Consider the following 16,936-nt stretch of genomic DNA (forward strand, 5'->3'; position numbering starts at 1 on the left):
TAAGCGAAAAAGTCACACGTTTATTATCTCACATCGGGGGCATGATTAAAAGACTTGAGCGAGCAAGAATCCCCGGAAACTCAATACATCACCCGCACGGCCGTCCTGTCATGTCAGGAGCCCTGGGGACGGCCGCTGCGGAGAATGTCCCGTTTCGAGTCAAAGATGCCGTCGCCGGTAAAACCCGGTGACGGTTCCCTCTACGACGCTGCAGAGTCCCAGCCCTAAATGGCCCGCTGCCGCACAGTAGACTGGACGGGAAACAACAACTTCTGCAGGGGAGATCCATGGCTGCGATCAACCGTGACGACGTGGCGCATCTGGCGCAACTGGCTCACATCGAGATGAGTGCTGACGAACTGGACCGGATGGCTGGCGAATTGGCCGTCATCGTCGATTCGGTGAAATCCGTCAGCGAGGTGGCGGGAGCAGATGTTCCCGCAACGTCGCACCCGATTCCGCTCACGAATGTGCTCCGTGAGGATGTCGTCGGCCACGTGCTGACCGCCGAGGAAGCGCTCGCCGGCGCCCCGGACGCACGCGGCGGCCGTTTCCGCGTACCCGCGATTCTGGAGGAGGACTAATGACGGAACTGATTAAGCACTCGGCGGCCACCTTGGCCGCCATGTTGGCGGCCAAGGACGTCTCCGCCGTCGAAGTGACGCAGGCGCACCTGGACCGGATTGCCGCCGTCGACGGCGATGCTGACCGCGGCGTGCACGCCTTCCTGCACGTCAACACCGATGAGGCGCTCGCGGTCGCCGCCGACGTGGACGGCCGCCGGGCCAGGGGCGGCGCAGACGCCGAGGATCTGCACGAAATGGCCGGTGTGCCAATCGCGGTCAAGGACCTGATCGTAACCGTCGGGCAGCCGACGACGGCCGGGTCGCGGATTTTGCAGGGCTGGCACAGCCCCTACGACGCGACGGTGGTCAAGAAGCTGCGCACCGCACGGATGCCGATTTTGGGCAAGACCAATCTGGATGAGTTCGCGATGGGCTCCTCCACAGAGCATTCGGCGTACGGACCCACCCGCAACCCCTGGGACCTGGACCGCATTCCCGGCGGTTCCGGCGGCGGCTCAGCGGCCGCCGTCGCCGCTTTTGAAGCTCCGCTGGCACTCGGGACGGATACCGGAGGTTCCATCCGCCAGCCCGGTGCGGTCACCGGGACGGTGGGCGTGAAACCGACCTACGGCGGCGTGTCGCGTTATGGGGCCATAGCGATGGCGTCATCGCTGGATCAGATCGGTCCGGTTTCCCGGACGGTGCTGGATGCCGCGCTGCTGCACGAACTGATTGGCGGCCATGATCCGCACGACTCCACCTCGCTGACGGATCCGTCCACCGGCCTGGTGGCGGCCGCGCGGACCGGCAATGTGCAGGGCCTGCGGATCGGTGTGGTCAAGGAACTTGGCGGCGAGGGCTACCAAGCCGGCGTGCTGGCGCGGTTCAACGAGTCGCTGGACCTGCTCCGCGACGCCGGCGCGGAAATCGTCGAGGTGTCCTGCCCCAACTTCGTCTACGCGCTCGGCGCCTATTACCTGATCATGCCGTCCGAGGCATCCTCGAACCTCGCGAAGTTCGACGGCGTCCGGTTCGGCTTGCGCACGCTGCCCAAGGACGGGCCCATGACGATCGAACGCGTGATGGCGTCCACCCGCGCCGCCGGTTTCGGCGACGAGGTCAAGCGGCGGATTATTCTGGGTACCTACGCGCTCAGCGCTGGCTACTACGACGCGTACTACGGCTCCGCGCAGAAGGTCCGCACCCTGATTCAGCGCGATTTTGACGCGGCCTTTACGCAGGCCGACGTGCTAATTTCCCCGACGTCCCCCACCACCGCCTTCAGATTGGGTGAGAAACTGGACGATCCGCTGGCCATGTACCTCAACGACGTGGCCACCATCCCCGCCAACATGGCCGGTGTTCCGGGACTGTCCATTCCTGGCGGACTGGCCGACGAGGACGGGCTGCCGGTGGGGATCCAGCTGCTGGCCCCGGCCCGCGAGGATGCCCGGCTCTACCGCGTGGGTGCCGTGCTCGAAGGGCTGCTGGAAGAAAGCTGGGGCGGCCCGATCCTGAATATGGCGCCCGAGCTGGTCGCGACACAGACCATGGAGGCAAAATAATGACCGACGCAACCCTGAGCTTTGACGTCGCGATGGAGAAGTTTGACCCGGTCCTGGGCTTCGAGGTCCACGTTGAACTGAACACCGCCACCAAAATGTTCTCCTCCGCGCCGAACGTCTTTGGGGACGAGCCGAACACCAACGTCAACGAGGTGGATCTGGGCCTGCCCGGTGTCCTGCCCGTGGTCAACAGGAAGGCCGTGGAGTCCTCGATCAAGATCGGCCTGGCACTGAACTGCAAAATCGCCGAATCCTGCACCTTCGCCCGCAAGCACTACTTCTACCCTGACACTCCGAAGAACTTCCAGACCTCCCAGTACGATGACCCGATTGCGTACGACGGGCACCTGGACGTGGTGCTTTCCGACGGCAGCATTTTCCGCGTGGAGATTGAGCGGGCGCACATGGAGGAGGACGCCGGCAAGCTGACCCACATGGGCGGGGCCACCGGGCGCATTCAGGGCGCCGATTTCTCGTTGGTGGATTACAACCGTGCCGGCGTTCCGCTGGTGGAAATCGTCACCAAGCCTATCGAAGGTGCCGGGTCCCGGGCGCCGGAACTTGCCAAGGCCTATGTGGCCGCGGTGCGGGAGATCGTGAAGAACCTCGGCGTGTCGGATGCGAAGATGGAGCGCGGCAACGTCCGCTGCGACGCCAACGTGTCGCTGCGCCCGTACGGTCAGGAAAAGTTCGGCACCCGCTCCGAGACCAAAAACGTAAACTCGCTGCGCGCGGTGGAAAACGCCGTCCGTTTCGAAATCCAGCGCCACGCGGCCGTCCTGGATTCCGGCAACACCATTGTGCAGGAGACCCGGCACTGGCACGAGGACACCAAGTCCACCACCTCCGGGCGGCCCAAATCGGACGCGGATGACTACCGCTACTTTCCGGAGCCGGATCTGCTGCCCATCCTGGCTACCCCGGCGTGGGTGGAGTCCCTGCGGGCCGAGCTGCCCGAGCCGCCCGCGGCGCGCCGCAAGCGCCTGCAGGCGGACTGGGGCTACACGGATCTGGAATTCCGCGATGTGGTCAATGCCGGCGTGATGGACGAAATCGAGGAAACCGTCGCCGCCGGTGCCTCCGCCGCCGTCGCCCGCAAATGGTGGATGGGGGAGATCGCGCGCCGTGCCAAGCTGGCCGACGTCGATCCGGTCGGGCTCGGCGTGACGCCGGCCGTCGTCGTCGAACTTGACGCCCTGATCCGCTCCGGCGCGATCAATGACAAGCTGGCCCGTGAGGTCCTGGACGGTGTGCTGGCCGGCGAAGGAGCCCCCGCCGAGGTGGTTCAGACCCGCGGTCTGGCCGTGGTGTCCGACGACGGCGCGCTGCAGAGTGCGATCGACACCGCCCTGGCCGCCCAGCCGGAGGTGGCGGACAAGATCCGCGCCGGCAAAATCCAGGCCGTGGGTGCCATTGTCGGCGGCGTCATGAAGGTCACCAAGGGGCAGGCCGACGCGGGGCGGGTTCGCGAATTGATCCTCAAAACCCTCGGCGTCGAAGCCTAGCCCAACTAAGTAGCAGTTATCGCACTCAAAACGCGATTTGGATGCGATAACTGCTACCCGGTTGAGATTAGGGTGGAGCGATGGCCCCCGAATCCCTGAATTGGAAGATCCGTGCCCGTGTGCAGTCCGAGGGGGACGCGCACGTGATGGAGGATACCTGCGGGTTTGCCGGCCCGGCCGCCTGGGTGATCGACGGTGCCACCTCCCTGCTGGAACCGCTCGGCCTGCCCGGAGCCTCCGATCCCTCCTGGCTGGCGCAGACGCTCTCCATTGCCTTGACCGAGGTGGTGGCGGAATCCGAGCCAGCGGCCCCGATGTCGGAGTCCGGCGTCCGGGCTCTGTTGGCGGCGGCGCTGCAAAAGGTCGACGACGGCGGCCGGCGGTCAGTGGGGGAGGAACGCGTGCGCTTTCCCAGCGCGGCCGTTTCCGTAGCCCGGTTGAACGACGGCGGCGTGGAAGTGCTCAGCCTGGCCGACTGCCACGTGGCGGTACGGCTGGCCGGGGGCGGTATAGAGCACGTCTTCAGCGAGCTGGCTGATTCCCGCATCCACGCTGCCGTGCCGACTACCGGCCCGGATCCGGTCGGCCTCCGGGTGCGGCAGATCGCGGACCGGGAACGCCGCAACACCGCGGACGGGCTCTGGGTGGCACGCCGCGAGCCGGCGGCGGCTGACCACGCGTACGTCGTCCAGCTGCCCCGGCCCGAACTGATGGTGATGGCCTCGGACGGCGCCTGGCGGGCCGTCGATCTTGGCCTGATGAGCGATGCCGGAGAATTCCTGGAGGCCGTCTCGACGCCCGTCGGTGCGCTGGAACTGATGCACCGGCTCCGCGCCCATCAGCGGGCCATCGGCGAGGTGGCCGACGACGCGACGGTGCTCGTCGTCGAACCGGCGGACCAGGACCAGGACGCCACCCGGGTCCAACTGCCCCGCAGATAAGAGCCGGCAAAGCGCGGTTTTCGTGCGTTATCTGCGGGGCAGATGGGCTTCGGCGCCTGCCAACCGTTCGCGCGTGTGCCGGAGGATGGAGGTCACGGCCTTCCCCGCGACCAGCCGCCCGTCCTCGATGAAGCCCTCCTCCCGGCCGGTCAGGTCCCGGATCAGCCGGGACTTCCACAATGCCAGCAGCTCGGCGTGCGCCGAATCATCCGCCAGGTTGTCCAGCTCACCGGGATCCGCATCCAGATCGAACAGCTCTTCGGTGCCCCAGCCCGAGGCCCACAGGTACTTCACATGACCATCGGTGACCCACTGCAGGGACTGTCCGAAATAGACATGCTCGCCGTGCAGCCAGTCCCGGACCGGAACACCGGCTTCGCCGTGCAGCAACGGAACCAGGGATATGCCGTCGCACTCCGGCGGGACCGGGATGCCGGCAAGATCCAGCAGTGTGGGCATCACGTCCCGCAATTCCACCACCTGGTCGACGACGATCTGCCGGGCCGCCTTCGCGTCGGACGGCGCGGGGGCAAGGATGAACGGAATCCGGGCCGAGCCCTCATAGCCGACGGCCTTGCGGTAGAAGTCGTGGTCGCCCATCATCTCGCCATGATCGCTGGTAAATGCGATGACAGTGTCGTCGGCGAGCCCAAAGTCGGACAGAGCCTCCTGCAGCCTCATGATCTGAAGGTCGACGTGGGCCATGAGCCCGTAGTAGCCGGCCCTCGCGCGGTGCGTCACAGCCTCGGACAGGGTGCCGAACGCGGCCTGGTGCAGCCCGTCGGTCCGGACGGCATCGAAATGGTGCTCCCAATTGCCCAACCGGCGTCGGAATGCGGGCAGGTCCAGATACTGTTCGAAGGCCCACGCCGGCGGATCGTAGGGCGGGTGCGGCCGATGGAAGGACAGGTACAGGAAGAATGGCCTGGTCGGATCCCGGCGGTACAGCCAGTCAACAGCCTGACTGCCGGCCCAGCTGGTCGGGTGCAAGCGCTCGGCCTTGTCCCAGGGACGGGCCACCGTGGAATTGCAATTGACCCCGTGGTCGAAGTATTCCTCCTCCGGGTCCACGCCCGGCTGCCGGCGCAGCCAGGGGACGTAGTCGTCGAAGAACCTGAAATTGAGCCGGTGCTGCTGACGGGCGAAGTGCAGGAAACCATCGTGCAGGATGACGTCATCGAAGCCGATTCGACCCCGCTCCGGGAAGACATGCATCTTGCCGATCGCCTGGGTCTGGTAGCCCGCCTTGCGGAACTCGCCCTGGAGCGTCACCGGGTGCGCAACATCGAAGGGAACTCCCTCCTGGTAGCCAACCCGTCCGTGCCGTTCCTGGGACTGGCCGGTGAAGAGGGCAACGCGGGCCGGCACGCAGGTGGGTGTGGCGGAATACGCGTGCTCAAACCGCGAGCCCTTGCGGGCCAGTTCGTCCAGGTGCGGGGTTTGGAGGTAGGGGTGGCCGGCGCCGGAAAGGCAGTCGCCGCGCCATTCGTCGGCGCAGATCAGGATGACATTGGGCCGCGTCATGTGGGACTGGCCACCTTTCCTTCGTTCGGTTTGTCCAGTTTTGTCCGGCCACACACGTTCAGCCACCACAGGACATCGGCCACCGCGCCAAGGATGTCCTGCGGATCAGCGCGGACCGTGAGATGGAAAACGGCGGACGTGCCGTAGATTTCCGACTCGGTCCGGTATCCGGTCGACTCGACAAAGGCCGCGAACTGGGCATTGCTGACCGCGGCGGAGTCGATCCGGAAGGACTCCAGACTGACCTGGTGGACGGCGTTTCACCGTCGCCAGCGCAACCCTCCCCGAACGGATCCCTCATCACGAAGGTGCCGCCCGGAATTCTGACGTCCTGATGGACGAGGGCGGTCGGCGGGCTTCCGCTGCCGGCCCCGCCGCGTTGGCTCTCCGGGCCGGCGGCGACATGGCCGGCCACCACGGGAGGCTCGTCGCGGCGCTGCGGGCTGCAGCACTGCGCCATGGATCCTCCGTTCGGCTGGTGGCGGTGGCGGCGGAGCGGATCGATGAATGCCGCCGTCCTCCGCTTTATGGTAGCCCGGCCATGGCCCGATGTCGCCGTCAACGTGACGAAAGATGCTTGTTACATCAGTATTCGATCAGTTTCTTGCATTTTTGAAATTCATCCCCTACGTTTGTTAAACGGTTAACAAGGTGCGGGTCACATGATGTCTCCCCCGCCGCAGCCCAAAGGTAAGAGGAGAGAGCATGAGCTCGACAACGAGTGAGGTGCCGCCGGCGCCGGCGCCCGAACGCGCCACGGCTTCGACCGGACCGGGTAGATTCCGGGGCGGGAAGAAGAAAGCGTCCGCGGTGGCTGGACAGAGTTTTGCCGGACAAAGTTTCAGGGTGCGGTGGAAGCGCGACCGGCAGATGCTGTTGATGATGGTGCCGGGTGTGCTCTTCCTCTTGCTCTTCTTCTACATCCCTATTCTTGGCAATGTCATTGCCTTTCAGGACTACCAGCCATTCTTGGGCATCGGAGACAGCGACTGGGTCGGTTTTCAGAACTTCGTGGATCTCTATTTCAACCCGGACTTCTGGGTGGCGCTGCGGAACACCCTGGTGCTGGCGCTCTGGCAGCTGCTGCTTTTCTTCCCGGTCCCGCTGGGATTGGCGCTGGTTGTGGATTCACTCATGAGCTCCAGGATCCGCCGGTGGTTCCAGAGCATTGTCTACCTGCCGCACTTCCTGTCCTGGGTCCTGGTTATTGCGCTGTTCCAGCAAGTGCTGGGCGGGGCGGGGCTGGTCAATAACGAGCTGCGGCACCTGGGACTGGATGCTCTTCCCTTCATGACTAACCCGGATACGTTCCCGCTGCTGGCCACGGTGCAGCTGGTGTGGAAGGACGCCGGCTGGGCGATGATCATTTTCCTTGCCTCGCTGGCCAGCATAGATGGGTCCCTCTATGAGGCCGCGGCCGCGGATGGGGCCGGGCGCTGGCGCCGGATGTGGCACATCACGCTGCCCGGCCTGCGGTCCATCATCATCCTGCTGCTCATCCTGCGCATTGGGGACATCCTCAGCGTCGGCTTTGAACAGTTCCTGCTCCAGCACGACGCGGTGGGTCCGGGGGCCTCGGAAGTGCTGGATACCTTCACGTACTTTGCTGGCGTGGTGGGCGGCGGCTGGAGCATCGGCGCCGCGGCCGGCCTCGCCAAGGGCATCGTTGGCGCAGTCCTGATTTTCGCGGCCAATAAGGTGGCGCACAGGTTGGGCGAACCCGGAATCTTTTCGAAAAAGGCCGGCTGATTCCGGGCCTGCGCCGGGAATCCAGCCACCCAAGGAGGCATCTCATGGCAACAGACACAATGGTCCGGAAGACATCCGGCAGGCAGTCCAAGGGGCTGACTTTCAATCCCACACGTCCGGCCTGGAAGGAACCGGTCTCGCCGCTCTACCAGGCCATCAAGGCCGTCGTTCTGGGACTCATCACGCTTTCCATCGTGCTGCCGATCCTGCTGGTGGTTTCAACATCCCTGGCGGATGACCAACAGCTGGTGGCCGCGGGCGGCTACGTGCTGTGGCCCACGCACCCGACGCTGCAGGCCTACCAGGCCATCTTCAGCGGACAGTTCATGTTCCGGGCGCTGGGGGTGAGCGCCGTCGTGACGGCGGTCGGGACCGTGCTGGCCCTGTTCGTCACGATCACCATGGCGTACGCCACCAGCCGTCCGGTGCTCTTCGGCCGGCCCGTGCTGCTGATGGTGCTCTTTACGCTGCTGTTCGCCCCCGGCCTGATTCCGATGTTCCTGATGGTCAAGCAACTGGGCCTGCTGGACACCTTGTGGTCGCTGATCCTGCCGGGCATCTTCGGAGCCTTCAACTTTGTGGTGATGCGATCCTTCTTCATGAACATTCCGCAGGAGCTCATCGAGGCGGCCCGGATCGACGGTGCCAGCGACGTCAAAATTCTGTGGAAAATCGTGCTGCCGCTCTCCAAGGCCGTGGTCGCCGTCGTCGGCCTGTTCTATGCCGTCGGATTCTGGAACGCCTTCTTCAACGCAATGCTCTACATCAACGACCAGACCAAGTTCCCCGTCCAGCTGGTGCTGCGCAACTACGTGGTGCAGGGCGGCGGCCTGGCCGACCAGCTGGGGATCGCCTCCACACCGCCGCCGCAGTCCATGCAGATGGCCATCGTCGTCGTGGCGCTGCTGCCCATTCTGCTCGTCTACCCATTCCTGCAGAAGCACTTCAACAAGGGCGTCATTACCGGCGCCATCAAGGGATAAACAGAAAGGACATGCGATGACTCGCACTTCCAAAGACGCCGGCGTCAGCCGGCGCAACTTCCTGGGCCTCGCAGGGCTTTCCGTCACAGCCGTGGCCGTGGGCGGATCGCTGGCCGGCTGCGGCGGTACCGGCTCCGGTGCCAGCGGCGGCGGCGCGGCATCCGCCGGCGTCAAGCTGCCCACCTACAAGGAATTCACCGGGATTACACCGGATTTCGCGGGCAACGCCAAGGGGTTGCAGGCTGGTTTCCTGACGATGCCCAGCCCGGTGCAGACGGTGAAGACGCCTCCGCTCAAGGGCACGGTCACGGGCCTGACGGAAACCTTCGAGACCATGTCCCCCGCGATGGCGGACAACAAGTTCTGGCAGCGGCTCAACGCCAAACTCGGCGGCACACTGGACCTGCAGATCGCCGAGGACGTCGGAGATGGGTACCCGGCCAAGTTCGCCACCATCCTGGCCAGCGACACACTGCCGGACATGATGTGGGTACCGCCGAACCAGGGTATCCCGAACATCGGCCCGATGCTGGAAGCCAAATTCCAGGACCTGACCAAGTACCTCTCGGGCGACGCCGTGCTGGAGTACCCCAACCTGGCCGCACTGAAACCGGACTCCTGGAAGACCGCCGTCGTCAACGGCAAGATCTGGGGCGCGCCGATCCCCAGCACCCCTTTCGGACAGGTGCTGGCCGGAAACAAGACCACCTGGGCACAGGTGGGCGGCCTGACCGCGAGCAGCGCGGATGAGTTCTTCCAGAAGGCGAAGGAGCTGACCCGGCCCAACGAGGGCAAATACGCGCTGGAGCCGGCCTACATCAACCTGCTGCACATGATCACCGAATGGCTCGGTGCCCCGAACGGCTGGGCAGTCAACAAGGACCGCACCCTCACCAACCGCTATGAAACGCCGCAGTATGAGGCGGGCCTGGAGTATGCGTCCAAACTGTTTGCCGCCGGCTGCTTCTACCCGGACGTCAATGCCACGGACATTTCCAACCGGATTGTCAACGGCACCGTCGCCGCCCAGGTGATCGTGGGACCCCACAACATCGCCCGCTACCGCAATCTGGACAAGGATGCCCAGACGGAGATCCTGATTCCCTTCGGTTTCGATGGAAAGATCAGGCCCACCTATGACATGGGCTACGGAACCGTCGGCTTCACGGCTTTCAAGAAGACCGATGAGGGCAAGATCCGCGAGCTGCTGGCGCTGATGAACTACCTGTCCGCGCCGTTCGGCAGCGCCGAATACCTGCAGAAGAACTACGGCGAAGCTGGCCAGGACTACACGACGGACGGCGGCGGCAACCCGGTCATGACCGAATCCGGGCTGAAGGACATCCCCGGCGTAGCCAGCGCCCTGAACATCATGTCCAGCCCGGAGAACGTGGTGTTCAACCCGGCATTCCCGGATGACACCAAGTACATCTATGAGCAGGAAAAGAAGCTGCTGGACTTCGCCTGGCGCAATCCGACCAACGGCTCGTACTCGGACACCAACGCCAAGGTGGGGGCGAAGATCAACAAGATCATCACGGATAAGACCATCGACATCATCACCGGCCGCGCCAAGGTCTCCGACTTCAAGGATGCGGTGAAGCGCTGGAAGGACGGCGGCGGAGACAAGATCCGCGAGGAGTACCAGAAGGCGCTGCCCGCGGACGTGCCGGTGTTCGGCGCGTAGCGTGATCCGCCGCGTTCGGCGGCACTGCCGCGGTGGCTGGTCCTCAGGGCCCGCCGCCGCGGCTACAGTAACCATCAGGTAGGACTTCAGCAGTGATTGGGGCATCGGAATGCGGGCTACTATCCGGAGTGTGGCAGGGGAAGCGGGAGTCTCGACGGCGACCGTCTCGTATGTACTCTCGGGGCGCCGCGGCGCCAAGGGACAGGCCGGGGTTTCCCCCGCCACGGTCCAGCGTGTCAGGGACGCGGCTGACCGGCTGGGTTACCAGCCGAATTCCGCGGCCCGGGCCATCCGGACCGGCCGGACGAATACGGTGCTGCTGTCCCTGACGATGCTCTCCGACCCATGGTCGCTGGAGGTCATCGAGGCCGTCCAACGCCTCGCCGCTCCGCTGGGCATCACGCCGATGATCCTGGCCGACGCGGACTGGGCCCAGGTACTGCGGAACCACGACGCGGACGCCGTCTTCATCGACGCCGTGCCGCCGGAGAGCCGGGACAGCCTGGGCAGGCTCGCGGAACGGGGCACCCGGCTGGTGGTATTCGACGAGACGCTGGCGCCGGAGGGCTTCGATGTGATCCGTTCCGTCGCCGGGCCCGGCTGCGTCCTGGCGATGGAGCACCTGCTCAAAAAGCACCGCAAGGTGGGCTGCCTGACCTCCGGCCGGAGCGCAGCGCCGGGACCTCCGTCGCGCTACCTGGCCTATGTCCAGGCCTTGGCCGGTGCCGGTCTGGAGCTGCGCGAGGACTACCTGGAGACCTTCGATGTCACCCCCGCCAGCGCCTACGCCGCCGCCGTGCGGATGCTCTCCGGCCCGGAGCCGCCCACCGCAATTTATGCCACCACGGACTATGCGGCGATGAGCGCGGTCAACGCCGCGCAGCGACTGGGCCTGGCGGTGGGCCGGGACATTGACATCATCGGCGTGGGCAACACCGGGGAGGGGGAACGGATGACTCCCTCGCTGAGCTCGGTGGGACCCATTGATTTCTTCGACAGGGTGGCGCGGCTGCTGCTGGACCGGGCCACCGGCGCGGAGCGGGAAGCGGCCGTACTGGACTTCCCGTGGCAGCTGTTCGCCCGCGAATCCGCGCCGGCATAGCGGCAGGTGCAGCAGCAGGTTCAGCCGCTTCAGCAGCAGGTACAGTCAGCAGATTTAGTCAGATTCAGGTAAGAGGAATGCAAAACACAATGGACACAGTTGATATGAAGATTGGTGTTGTCGGATTCGGGCTGCGGGCGGGACTGTGGAAGCACGCGCACAAACCGGGCCAGGGCTCCGAGGTCACCGTTGTCTGCGACACCAGTAAGCGCGGCCGTGCCGACGCGGCGGCGAAGATTCCGACGGCGAAGGTCACCGATGACCTGGACGTGCTGCTGGCCAGCGGCTTGGATGCGGTCCTGGTCCTGACCCCGGACAACCAGCATGCCGTGGTGGCCGTTGAGACGCTCAGGGCCGGTATCCCGACGTTCTGCGAAAAACCGCTGGATGTCACCCTGGAGGCCGCGGACCTGGTCCTGCAGACGGCCTTTGAGACCGGGACCCGGCTCTACGTTGGGCACAACATGCGGCACATGCCGGTGGTGGCGCAGATGCGCCAGCTGATCCTCGACGGCACCATTGGCGAGGTCAAGGCCATCTGGTGCCGGCATTTCGTGGGCAATGGCGGGGATTACTACTTCAAGGACTGGCACGCCGAGCGGGCCAACACCACGGGCCTGCTGCTGCAAAAGGGCGCCCACGACATCGATGTGATCCACTGGCTGGCCAACGGATACACCAAGCGGGTGTCCGCGGTGGGTGATCTTGCGGTGTACGGCGACGTAGCGAGCCGACGGGACAACTCTGACCGGCGCATGGGCGACTGGTTCAGCCTGGACAACTGGCCACCCACCGAGCAGACGGACCTGAACCCGGTCATCGACGTGGAGGACATCTCGATGATGCAGATGGTCCTGGATAACGGCGTGCTGGCGTCCTACCAACAGTGCCATTTCACCCCCGATTACTGGCGGAACTACACGGTGATCGGCACCAGAGGCCGAATTGAGAACTTCGGTGACGGCCCGGGCGACGTCATCCACGTCTGGACCACCCGGACCCAGGACGGCTTCAGCGAGCCGGATGCAAAGGTGGAGATCCTCGACGGCGACGGCGGCCACGGCGGGGCGGATCCGAAGCTGATCGCCGAGTTCCTGGACTTCGCTCGCCACGGAGGCACGACTCAGACCAGCCCGGTAGCGGCCCGCCAGGCCGTGGCGGCCGGCGTGCTCGCCACCGAATCGCTGCGTACCGACGGCTCCGCGCGCACGGTGCCGCAATTGGCTCCCGAGCTGCTGGAGTACTTCAACGCCGGCCAGCCCGCACGTACGACGGCCCTGTAACCATGACGCACGCTCACCTTCGTCCGGGCGTTCCCGGGACACCCCTCGCAGCCGCCTCCGCCCCCGAACCAGCACTCACCATCCGCGAGGGCGCGCTGTTCCGCAATGGCAGGGAGCACCGGATCCTGGCGGGGGCCATCCACTACTTCCGGGTCCATCCGGCGCAGTGGGAGGACCGCATAGCCCGGCTGGCGGCGATGGGCGCCAACACCCTTGACACCTATATTGCCTGGAACTTCCACCAGCCCAAGCCCGGTGAGGCTCCAGACTTTACCGGTTGGCGCGACGTGGCACGTTTCATCCGGCTGGCGGAGCAGGCAGGTCTGGACGTGATCGTGCGCCCGGGTCCGTATATCTGTGCCGAATGGGACAACGGCGGATTCCCATCCTGGGTTACGGCCATCCCCGGCATCGGGCTGCGCAGCTCGGACCCCGCCTTCACTTCGGTGGTGGGGAAGTGGTTTGATCAGCTCCTGCCCCAGCTGGGGCCGCTGCAGGCGGCCCACGGCGGGCCCATCGTCGCCGTGCAGGTGGAGAACGAATACGGCAGCTATGGCGACGACCGGGACTACCTGCGATGGAACCGGCAGGCCCTGCAGGAGCGCGGCATCACCGAGATCCTTTTCACGGCCGACGGCGGCACGGATTACTTCCTGGATGGCGGCGCCCTGCCGGATACCTGGGCCACGGCGACACTGGGCAGCCGTGGCGCTGAGGCCATTGAAACCTGGAAACGCCGACGCCCGGGCGAGCCGTTTTTCAATGTGGAATTCTGGAACGGCTGGTTCGACCACTGGAAGGAGCACCACCATACGCGTGACGCGGCCGAGGCCGCTTCCGAGGTGCGCCAGATGCTGGAGCGGGACGGCTCCGTCTGCCTCTACATGGCCCACGGCGGAACCAATTTCGGGCTGACCTCCGGCTGCAACCATGACACGATCCTGCAGCCCACCGTCACCAGCTACGACTCGGACGCGCCGATCGCGGAGGACGGTACCCTGACGGATAAATTCCATGCCATGCGTGCCGAATTCCATGCCGCGGCCGGCAAGGAACTGCCGCCGCTCCCCGCTGGCCTGACGACGCCGACGGCGACAGTGGCGCCGCAGACGCTGGCCGTGCGCCCCGGCGTCGGGCTTCTGGATTTTGCGCGCTCGGGCCAGCCGGTGCGCAGCGTCCGGCCGCTCAGCTTCGAACAGCTCGGGCTTGACCGCGGGCTTGTCCTGTACAGCGCCACGGCCGTGCTGCCGGATACGGAGACCACCATCGGCATCCGGGATCTGCATGACCGGGCCTACCTCTGGGTTGACGGCGCCTTCGCCGGGGTGCTCGATGATGCCACCGCGGCCGACGGCGTCCGTGTCACGGGTGCGGGGAAACCGGCAAGGCTGGAGATCCTGGTCGAGAACCAGGGTCGCATCAATTACGGTCCGCTGCTGGGACAGGGCAAGGGCATCCTGGGCGGCGTCTTGGTGGGACGGCGCTACGTCTTCCACTGGGAGCAGCGCCTGGTGCCGCTGGAGGAATTGGACGAGGGTCGCTTGGGTGTGCTCTCCTCCACCGGACCCGCTGCCGAAGATCACGCGATTGCCGGCACCGGATTCGCTGCGGCGGACTTTGAGCTCACAAATGCTGCCGACGCCTACCTGGCGCTGCCCGGATTCGGCAAGGGCTTCGCCTGGGTCAACGGCTTCCTGCTTGGCCGGTACTGGGAGACCGGACCCCAGATAACGCTGTACGTCCCGGCCCCGCTGCTGCGCCCCGGACGTAACCGGATCACCATTCTCGAGCTGGAACACCTCGGGACCGAGCTGGAACTGCGCGACCAACCAGAGTTGGGATCTGACCCGTCCGGGGCGGAGGCGCTTCCCTCCCTGAGCTGACCAGGGCGCGGGCAGTTGGCTCCCGACTAATTCAGCTGACCAGCTCCGCCATGGCTTCGTGCAGCGCATCGATCACCAGCAGGACGGACCGGCGTTTGAGGCTTTCCGGCCGGGCCAGAATATCTATCCGACGGTGCGTGCTGATGCCGCGCAGGGGGCGGAGCGTCACACCTGGGCTCAGCGCCGGGCTCGCCGTGTAGCGCGGCAGCAGTCCGAGCACGCTTCCGGTGGCAACCAACGCCGCCACCGTGGAGTAGTCGTTGATCCGGTGCACCACGGTCGGCGGTTTACTGGAAACGGCGCCGACGGCGGCAAGGACGTCGGCCGGCGAGTAGCCGCCGCGGCTGGTCACCCAATCGTGGTCGGCGACGTCGAGCGGGGTCAGTGCGTCCAGCGCGGCCAGCGGATGCCCGGCGGCGAGGGCCACGTCCAGAGGTTCCCGCGCCAACGGCAGCACCGTCACCTTCCCCTCCGGCCACGGCGGGCTGTGGTCCAGGCGGTGCGCCAGCACCAGATCGTAGCGTGCCGTCAGGGAGGGGAAGTCCTGCTGTGCGACGTCCTCATCGGAGAGCCGGACGCTCGGCGAATCCGCGCCCGCCAGGATCCGCAGCAGCGGGGCAAACAGTGCCTGGCCAGCGCTGTGGAAGCCGCTGACGGTGACAATGCCGTTCCTGGTTTCACGATAGCCGCCAATGGCCGCCCGCGCGTCGGCCATCGCGCTGACCACCGTTGCACCGGCATCCGCCAGTACCTGCCCGGCCTCGGTGAGGACCAGGTTGCGGCCCTCCTTACGCGTAAGCGGGGCATCCACGTTTTTCTGCAGCGAGGCCAATTGCTGGGAGACGGCGGACGGCGTCACCGACAACGTTTCCGCCACGGCCTTGACGCTGCCCAGCTCACCCAGTTCCCGCAACATTTCCAGCTGGTGTAATTCCATGGAAGCCACACTAAAGCATTAGGATGACTTAATCGTCGAGTCAGCTAATAGAGGTTGTGCTAATGCGTTCAGCCCGCTGTAATGAAGGAAGAGAACACCCACACACAATGGGACACGATGACTGCAATGGCGACACGATGACGGCCAAGGGGAAACCATGAAAGCACTGTACAAATCCGGAGCCCATGCGGGCTTCGAGCTCGTGGACCGGCCGGAGCCCGAGGCCGGCCCGGACGACGTGAAGATCCGTGTCATGACGACCGGCATCTGCGGCACGGACCTGCACATCGAGTCCTGGGATGCCTGGGCCGCGCAGAACATCAACGCACCGCTGATCCCCGGGCACGAGTTCTACGGTGAGGTCGTGGCGATCGGAGCGCAGGTGCGGGACGTGAAGATCGGTGACCGTGTCTCCGGCGAAGGCCATATTGTCTGCGGGATCTGCCGCAACTGCCGTGCGGGGCGCCGTCAGATGTGCATCAATACCGTGTCCGTCGGCGTGCAGCGGGACGGGGCCTTTGCCGAATATGTGGTGATACCGGAAACCAATGTGTGGGTACACCACGACACCTCCGTCACCCCTGAGCTCGGTGCGATCTTCGATCCGTTCGGCAACGCCGTGCACACCGCCCTGAGCTTCCCGCTCGTCGGCGAGGACGTGTTGATCACCGGTGCCGGACCCATCGGACTGATGGCAATCGCCGTCGCCCGTCATGCCGGCGCACGGAAGATCGCCATCACGGATGTCTCGGAGCCCCGGCTGGAACTCGCCCGCACGATGGGCGTTGACCTGGCCGTCGACGTTTCCAGCACGCGGGTGAAGGATGCTCAGCGCGAGCTCGGCATGCGGGAGGGCTTCGACATCGGTCTTGAAATGTCCGGACACCCCACGGCGCTGCCGGAAATGATCGACAACATGAATCACGGTGGCCGGATCGCGATGCTGGGTCTGCCCAGCCAGTCCATCGATATTAATTGGGGCAAGGTGGTGACCCACATGCTGACGCTTAAGGGCATCTACGGCCGGGAGATGTTTGAGACCTGGTACGCCATGAGCGCCATGCTCTCCTCAAATCCGTTGCTGCACCGGCATATTTCGGCCGTGGTGACGGACTCGCTGCCGGCCGCCCGGTGGGAAGAGGGATTCGCGGCCGCTCGATCGGGCGCGGGCGGCAAAGTTGTGCTGGACTGGACCGGATTCTAAGGAGCAA

General features: G+C 65.4%; 15 protein-coding genes. 12 read left to right on the top strand and 3 right to left on the bottom strand.

The window, feature by feature from the left end; all coding sequences use genetic code 11:
* The 5 genes from QMG52_RS16975 to QMG52_RS16995 form a co-directional block, all read left to right on the top strand.
* The coding region (locus QMG52_RS16975) for a hypothetical protein (protein WP_283561607.1) at positions 1-191 on the top strand (191 nt) is incomplete at its 5' end.
* A 96-nt stretch (positions 192-287) separates the two neighbouring features.
* On the top strand, positions 288-584 hold the full coding sequence (gene gatC, locus QMG52_RS16980; protein WP_283561608.1) for an Asp-tRNA(Asn)/Glu-tRNA(Gln) amidotransferase subunit GatC: 297 nt from the start codon (positions 288-290) through the stop codon (positions 582-584).
* On the top strand, positions 584-2,131 hold the full coding sequence (gene gatA, locus QMG52_RS16985) for an Asp-tRNA(Asn)/Glu-tRNA(Gln) amidotransferase subunit GatA (protein WP_283561609.1): 1,548 nt from the start codon (positions 584-586) through the stop codon (positions 2,129-2,131). Before gatC ends, gatA begins: the two co-directional genes overlap by 1 nt.
* Positions 2,128-3,636 (top strand): Asp-tRNA(Asn)/Glu-tRNA(Gln) amidotransferase subunit GatB, encoded by a 1,509-nt coding sequence (gene gatB / locus QMG52_RS16990; protein ID WP_283561645.1) that lies wholly within the window; start codon positions 2,128-2,130, stop codon positions 3,634-3,636. Before gatA ends, gatB begins: the two co-directional genes overlap by 4 nt.
* Before the next feature lie 80 nt (positions 3,637-3,716).
* On the top strand, positions 3,717-4,577 hold the full coding sequence (locus tag QMG52_RS16995; protein WP_283561610.1) for a hypothetical protein: 861 nt from the start codon (positions 3,717-3,719) through the stop codon (positions 4,575-4,577).
* Between the two features lie 27 nt (positions 4,578-4,604).
* On the opposite strand, the gene QMG52_RS17000 is transcribed toward QMG52_RS16995, so the two are convergent.
* Positions 4,605-6,101, bottom strand: coding sequence for an arylsulfatase (locus QMG52_RS17000; protein ID WP_283561611.1), 1,497 nt, complete (start codon positions 6,099-6,101; stop codon positions 4,605-4,607).
* Positions 6,098-6,340 carry an SUMF1/EgtB/PvdO family nonheme iron enzyme gene (locus QMG52_RS17005; RefSeq protein ID WP_349361750.1) on the bottom strand — a complete coding sequence of 81 codons (243 nt, stop codon included), beginning with the start codon at positions 6,338-6,340 and terminating at the stop codon, positions 6,098-6,100. Before QMG52_RS17005 ends, QMG52_RS17000 begins: the two co-directional genes overlap by 4 nt.
* Positions 6,341-6,971: 631 nt before the next feature.
* On the opposite strand from QMG52_RS17005, the gene QMG52_RS17010 reads away from it, so the two are divergent.
* The 6 genes from QMG52_RS17010 to QMG52_RS17035 all read left to right on the top strand — a co-directional run bounded on the left by QMG52_RS17010 (position 6,972) and on the right by QMG52_RS17035 (position 14,788).
* On the top strand, positions 6,972-7,850 hold the full coding sequence (locus QMG52_RS17010) for an ABC transporter permease (RefSeq protein ID WP_283561647.1): 879 nt from the start codon (positions 6,972-6,974) through the stop codon (positions 7,848-7,850).
* Positions 7,851-7,909: 59 nt separating this feature from the next.
* A complete protein-coding gene (locus QMG52_RS17015) occupies positions 7,910-8,833 on the top strand; it encodes a carbohydrate ABC transporter permease (RefSeq protein ID WP_502920558.1) in 924 nt (307 codons plus the stop codon).
* A 16-nt stretch (positions 8,834-8,849) separates the two neighbouring features.
* Entirely contained in the window at positions 8,850-10,520 is a 1,671-nt protein-coding gene (locus tag QMG52_RS17020) for a type 2 periplasmic-binding domain-containing protein (RefSeq protein ID WP_283561613.1), read from the top strand.
* 109 nt (positions 10,521-10,629) lie between these two features.
* Positions 10,630-11,622 (top strand): LacI family DNA-binding transcriptional regulator, encoded by a 993-nt coding sequence (locus QMG52_RS17025; RefSeq protein ID WP_283561614.1) that lies wholly within the window; start codon positions 10,630-10,632, stop codon positions 11,620-11,622.
* Positions 11,623-11,711: 89 nt separating this feature from the next.
* Entirely contained in the window at positions 11,712-12,905 is a 1,194-nt protein-coding gene (locus QMG52_RS17030; protein WP_283561615.1) for a Gfo/Idh/MocA family protein, read from the top strand.
* A gap of 2 nt (positions 12,906-12,907) precedes the next feature.
* The gene (locus tag QMG52_RS17035) at positions 12,908-14,788 is read left to right on the top strand and encodes a glycoside hydrolase family 35 protein (RefSeq protein WP_283561616.1); all 1,881 of its coding nucleotides are present in this window, start codon (positions 12,908-12,910) and stop codon (positions 14,786-14,788) included.
* 31 nt (positions 14,789-14,819) lie between these two features.
* Here QMG52_RS17035 and QMG52_RS17040 read toward each other — a convergent pair whose 3' ends face one another.
* Positions 14,820-15,725 carry a LysR family transcriptional regulator gene (locus tag QMG52_RS17040; RefSeq protein ID WP_283561617.1) on the bottom strand — a complete coding sequence of 302 codons (906 nt, stop codon included), beginning with the start codon at positions 15,723-15,725 and terminating at the stop codon, positions 14,820-14,822.
* Positions 15,726-15,882: 157 nt separating this feature from the next.
* On the opposite strand from QMG52_RS17040, the gene tdh reads away from it, so the two are divergent.
* The gene (gene tdh / locus QMG52_RS17045) at positions 15,883-16,929 is read left to right on the top strand and encodes an L-threonine 3-dehydrogenase (RefSeq protein WP_283561618.1); all 1,047 of its coding nucleotides are present in this window, start codon (positions 15,883-15,885) and stop codon (positions 16,927-16,929) included.
* Positions 16,930-16,936: the final 7 nt, after the last annotated feature.

The organism is Paenarthrobacter sp. PH39-S1, assembly GCF_030063245.1.
Lineage (GTDB): Bacteria > Actinomycetota > Actinomycetes > Actinomycetales > Micrococcaceae > Arthrobacter_M.

Bases quoted from the DNA above. Each gene is read 5' to 3' on its own strand.
- gatC (WP_283561608.1), top strand. From the start codon at position 288: ATGGCTGCGATCAACCGTGACGACGTGGCGCATCTGGCGCAACTGGCT.
- gatA (WP_283561609.1), top strand. From the start codon at position 584: ATGACGGAACTGATTAAGCACTCGGCGGCCACCTTGGCCGCCATGTTG.
- QMG52_RS16995 (WP_283561610.1), top strand. From the start codon at position 3,717: ATGGCCCCCGAATCCCTGAATTGGAAGATCCGTGCCCGTGTGCAGTCC.
- QMG52_RS17000 (WP_283561611.1), bottom strand. From the start codon at position 6,101: ATGACGCGGCCCAATGTCATCCTGATCTGCGCCGACGAATGGCGCGGC.
- QMG52_RS17010 (WP_283561647.1), top strand. From the start codon at position 6,972: ATGCTGTTGATGATGGTGCCGGGTGTGCTCTTCCTCTTGCTCTTCTTC.
- QMG52_RS17015 (WP_502920558.1), top strand. From the start codon at position 7,910: ATGGTCCGGAAGACATCCGGCAGGCAGTCCAAGGGGCTGACTTTCAAT.
- QMG52_RS17020 (WP_283561613.1), top strand. From the start codon at position 8,850: ATGACTCGCACTTCCAAAGACGCCGGCGTCAGCCGGCGCAACTTCCTG.
- QMG52_RS17025 (WP_283561614.1), top strand. From the start codon at position 10,630: ATGCGGGCTACTATCCGGAGTGTGGCAGGGGAAGCGGGAGTCTCGACG.
- QMG52_RS17030 (WP_283561615.1), top strand. From the start codon at position 11,712: ATGGACACAGTTGATATGAAGATTGGTGTTGTCGGATTCGGGCTGCGG.
- QMG52_RS17035 (WP_283561616.1), top strand. From the start codon at position 12,908: ATGACGCACGCTCACCTTCGTCCGGGCGTTCCCGGGACACCCCTCGCA.
- QMG52_RS17040 (WP_283561617.1), bottom strand. From the start codon at position 15,725: ATGGAATTACACCAGCTGGAAATGTTGCGGGAACTGGGTGAGCTGGGC.
- tdh (WP_283561618.1), top strand. From the start codon at position 15,883: ATGAAAGCACTGTACAAATCCGGAGCCCATGCGGGCTTCGAGCTCGTG.